We start from the raw sequence: 4,342 nt of genomic DNA, 5'->3' as shown, positions 1-4,342 counted from the left end.
CCGCCGAAGTGCTACCTGCACCATCAGGCCTCGTTCATCCCGACCTTCTTCCCCGAGGGCACGAAGCTCGGCCAGGATGCCGACTTCTTCTACTTCCCGCCCTATGCCTCGAAGCCCGAGCTCGGCACCCCGGTGCTCGGCGCCGGCACGCTGGCCATGATCACCAAGGATTCGAAGGCGGCTCGCGCCTTCATCGAATTCCTGAAGATGCCGCTGGCGCACGAGATCTGGATGGCCCAGGGCGGTTTCGTGACGCCGTTCAAGGGGGTCAACAAGGACGCCTATGCCAGCGACGCGCTGAAGAAGCAGGGCGAGATCCTCGCCAACGCCTCGACCTTCCGCTTCGACGGTTCCGATCTGATGCCGGGCAAGATCGGCGCCGGCTCCTTCTGGACCGGCATGATCGACCTCGTCGGCGGCAAGTCCGCCCAGGATGTCGCCACCGACATCCAGAAGAGCTGGGACGCGATCAAGTAGCCGGTCGTTCGCCTAGCCGGAAGCTCTTGCTTCCTCCTCCCAAGCGGATCCGGGCCTTTCGCGCCCGGATCCAGCTGGCCCATCACAGTATCTCATCCCGGTCGGATCGGGGTGAACCAGGTACCAGTCGTGAAAGCCCTGTCGTGAAAGCGTAGACATTCCGGCATGCGGCGCGCCGGGGAGGGCGGATATTCCGCTTTCATGTCCCGTTCGCGCCCCAACAACGAGAACAGCGCACGATCGCCACGATCATTTCAGTCCTGGCGGATCTTGCGCAGGGGAGAGGGACCCATGGCGGCTCAGATTTTCTCGGCCATATTCGTCATCATCGTCGGAGTCGGCGGCTGCGTCGCCTATTTCTGGGGCGCCAACAAGGCGCTCGACACCATCTTTCCCTCGCGCGGCGTCAGCGGCACTGCCGCCGTCGACAACCTGCGCCGGCAGGGGTTGATCCGTCCCTGGCTGTTCGTCGGTCCAGCGATGATCATCCTGACCATCTATCTGATCTACCCCGTCGTCGAGACGCTCAGACTGTCGTTCCTCGATCGCGGCGGCGCGAGCTTCGTCGGCCTCGCCAACTACGAATGGGCGTTCGGCGACCGCGAGTTCCGCAACTCGATCCTCAACAACATCGTCTGGCTGGCCGTAGTGCCGGCGGCCTGCACTTTCCTCGGTCTGATCATCGCCGTGCTGACCGACAAAATCTGGTGGGGCACCATCGCCAAGAGCCTGATCTTCCTGCCGCTGGCGATTTCCTTCGTCGGCGCCAGCGTGATCTGGAAATTCATTTATGAGTATCGCGGCGAAGGCCAGGTCCAGATCGGCCTGCTCAACGCCATCATCCAGTTTTTCGGCGGGCAGCCGCAGGTCTGGATATCGCTGCCGTTCTGGAACAATTTCTTCCTGATGGTCATCCTGATCTGGATCCAGACCGGCTTTGCCATGGTGATCCTGTCGTCGGCGCTGCGCGGCATTCCCGAGGAGACGATCGAGGCCGCGGTGATCGACGGCGCCAACCCGTTCCAGATCTTCTGGAAGATCATGGTGCCGCAGATATGGGGCACCATCGCCGTGGTCTGGACCACTATCACCATCCTGGTGCTGAAGGTCTTCGACATCGTGCTGACCATGACCAACGGTCAATGGAACAGCCAGGTGCTGGCCAATCTGATGTTCGACTGGATGTTCCGCGGTGGCGGCGATTTCGGCCGCGGCGCAACGATAGCCATCATAATCATGATCGCGGTCATCCCGATCATGGTCTGGAACATCCGCCAGGCCAACAAAGAGACGGGAGGACACTGAAATGGCCGCATCGACCGGAAAGTCCTTTGCCAGCCGTTTCGGCGTCCACATCGCGGTGCTGATCTTCGTCGCCATCTGGACCGTGCCGACGCTAGGCATCCTCGTCTCCTCGCTGCGCGACAAGGACCAGATCATCGCTTCCGGCTGGTGGAACTCGTTCGCCAGCTCCAGCCAGACCGAAGCCGGGCGGCTGCCCGCCGCCTCGGCGCAGGTCGAGAAGGACGGCAAGTTCGTCATCGAGGGCAACATCTTCGGCGACGGCGCCAAGCGCGATATCAGCGCCTTCGGCGTCAAGTCGGCCGCGCCGACGCAATATCCGGCCGGCTCGACCGCCGATCTCGGCGACGGCGTGACCCTGCAGGTCAATGCCGACGGCAGCTTCGTGCTTGCCTCGCCCAAGGCCTTCGAGGGCGACCGCGGCCAGCGCGTCTATTTCGCGTCGTCGGCGCCGCCGAAGTTCACCACGGACAACTACAAGACGGTGCTGTTCTCGGAAGGCATCGGCCGCTCCTTCATGAACTCGCTGACGGTGACCATTCCGGCCACCGTCATCCCGATCCTGATCGCGGCCTTCGCGGCCTACGCGCTGGCCTGGATGCGCTTTCCCGGCCGAGCGCTTTTGATCGCGGTCATCATCGGCCTGCTCGTCGTGCCGCTGCAGATGTCGTTGATACCGCTGCTCAAGCTCTACAACGGCGTCGGCTCGTTCTTCGGCGTGCCGTCCAAGACCTATCTTGGCATCTGGCTGGCGCATACCGGCTTCGGCCTGCCCTTCGCCATCTATCTGCTCAGGAGCTACATTGCCGGGCTGCCGCGCGAGATCATGGAATCGGCGCGCATCGACGGCGCCAGCGATTTCGAGATCTTCGTCAAGATCGTGCTGCCGCTGTCGTTCCCCGTGCTCGCCTCCTTCGCCATCTTCCAGTTCCTGTGGGTGTGGAACGATCTCTTGGTGGCGATGGTTTTCCTCGGTACAGAGGCCGACCAGATCGTGCTGACCGCCAAGCTGAACGCGCTGCTCGGCTCGCGCGGCGGTGACTGGGAGATCCTCACGACATCGGCATTCGTGACCATCATCGTGCCGCTGATCGTGTTCTTCTCGCTGCAGCGCTATTTCGTACGCGGGCTGCTTGCCGGCTCGGTGAAAGGAGGTTGAGACAATGCAATCGGCTTTGAAGGCGACGTCGAGGCCCGACCCCGCCGTCGATCGCGACTGGTGGCGGGGCGCGGTGATCTACCAGATCTATCCGCGCAGCTACCAGGACTCAAATGGCGACGGCATCGGTGACCTGAAGGGCATTGTCCGGCGCTTGCCCTACATCGCCTCGCTCGGCGTCGATGCCATCTGGATATCGCCCTTCTTCAAGTCGCCGATGAAGGACTTCGGTTACGACGTATCGGACTATTGCGACGTCGACCCGATGTTCGGCACGCTCGCCGATTTCGATACGCTGGTGGCGGAGGCGCATCGGCTTGGCCTCAAGGTGATGATCGACGAGGTGCTGTCACATACCGCCGACATCCATCCCTGGTTCAAGGAAAGCCGTTCGAGCCGCAGCAATCCGAAGGCCGACTGGTATGTGTGGGCCGACGCCAGGCCGGACGGCACGCCGCCCAATAACTGGCTGTCGATCTTCGGCGGCTCGGCCTGGCAATGGGACACCAGCCGCCAGCAATACTACCTGCACAATTTCCTCGCCGAGCAGCCCGACCTCAACTTCCACAACGCGGAGGTCCAGGACGCGCTGCTCGACGTCACCCGTTTCTGGCTGGAGCGCGGTGTCGACGGCTTCCGCCTCGACACCATCAATTTCTATTTCCACAGCCAGGGGCTGGAGAACAATCCGCCGCTGCCGCCCGAGGAGCGCAACGACCAGACGGCTCCGGCCGTCAACCCCTACAACTACCAGGACCATATCTACGACAAGAGCCGGCCGGAGAACCTCGGCTTCCTCGAACGCTTCCGCGCCCTGCTCGACGAATATCCGGCGCAGGCAGCGGTCGGCGAAGTCGGCGATTCGCAGCGCGGCCTGGAAGTGGTGGCCGCCTACACCGCCGGCGGCAAGCGCGTCCACATGTGCTATTCCTTCGACTTCCTCGCACCCGAGAAGATCAGCGCCGCCAAGGTGCGCGCGGTGCTGGAGGCCTTCGGCAAGGTCGCCAGCGACGGCTGGTCGTGCTGGGCTTTCTCAAATCACGACGTGATGCGGCCGGCCTCGCGCTGGGCCGCCAGCGAGGCCGATCCGACCGCCTATCTCAAGGTTATCTCGGCGCTGCTGATGTCGCTGCGCGGCTCGGTCTGCCTCTATCAGGGCGAGGAACTCGGCCTCGGCGAGGCGGAACTCATGTTCGAGGACCTGCAGGATCCCTACGGCATCCGCTTCTGGCCCGAATTCAAGGGCCGCGATGGCTGCCGCACGCCGATGGTGTGGGATGCCGCCGCCAAGAATGGCGGCTTCTCGGCGGCCAAGCCCTGGCTGCCGGTGCCCGGCAAGCATCTTTCGCAGGCTGTGAGCGTGCAGCAGGGCGACCCAAGCTCGCTGCTCGAGCACTACCGGCG

Annotated in this window: 3 protein-coding genes and 1 pseudogene; all 4 read left to right on the top strand. The window is 63.3% G+C overall.

From position 1 onward, the window contains the following. A pseudogene (locus EN781_RS27255) lies at nucleotides 1–477 on the top strand (alpha-glucoside ABC transporter substrate-binding protein); the annotation flags it as partial. A 291-nt stretch (nucleotides 478–768) separates the two neighbouring features. Then, a complete protein-coding gene (locus EN781_RS27250) occupies nucleotides 769–1,782 on the top strand; it encodes a sugar ABC transporter permease (RefSeq protein ID WP_126056951.1) in 1,014 nt (337 codons plus the stop codon). A gap of 1 nt (nucleotide 1,783) precedes the next feature. Next, nucleotides 1,784–2,938: a carbohydrate ABC transporter permease gene (locus tag EN781_RS27245; RefSeq protein WP_126056950.1), complete on the top strand. Its 1,155-nt coding sequence runs from the start codon at nucleotides 1,784–1,786 to the stop codon at nucleotides 2,936–2,938. Nucleotides 2,939–2,942: 4 nt separating this feature from the next. Beyond that, nucleotides 2,943–4,342: alpha-amylase family glycosyl hydrolase (locus EN781_RS27240; RefSeq protein WP_127400509.1), on the top strand; the 1,400-nt coding region annotated here is incomplete at its 3' end.

Source organism: Mesorhizobium sp. M4A.F.Ca.ET.090.04.2.1, from assembly GCF_003999085.1.
Taxonomy (GTDB): Bacteria; Pseudomonadota; Alphaproteobacteria; order Rhizobiales; family Rhizobiaceae; genus Mesorhizobium.
The sequence above is the reverse complement of the archived record's forward strand: the minus strand, read 5'-3'. Positions and strand labels throughout refer to the sequence as shown.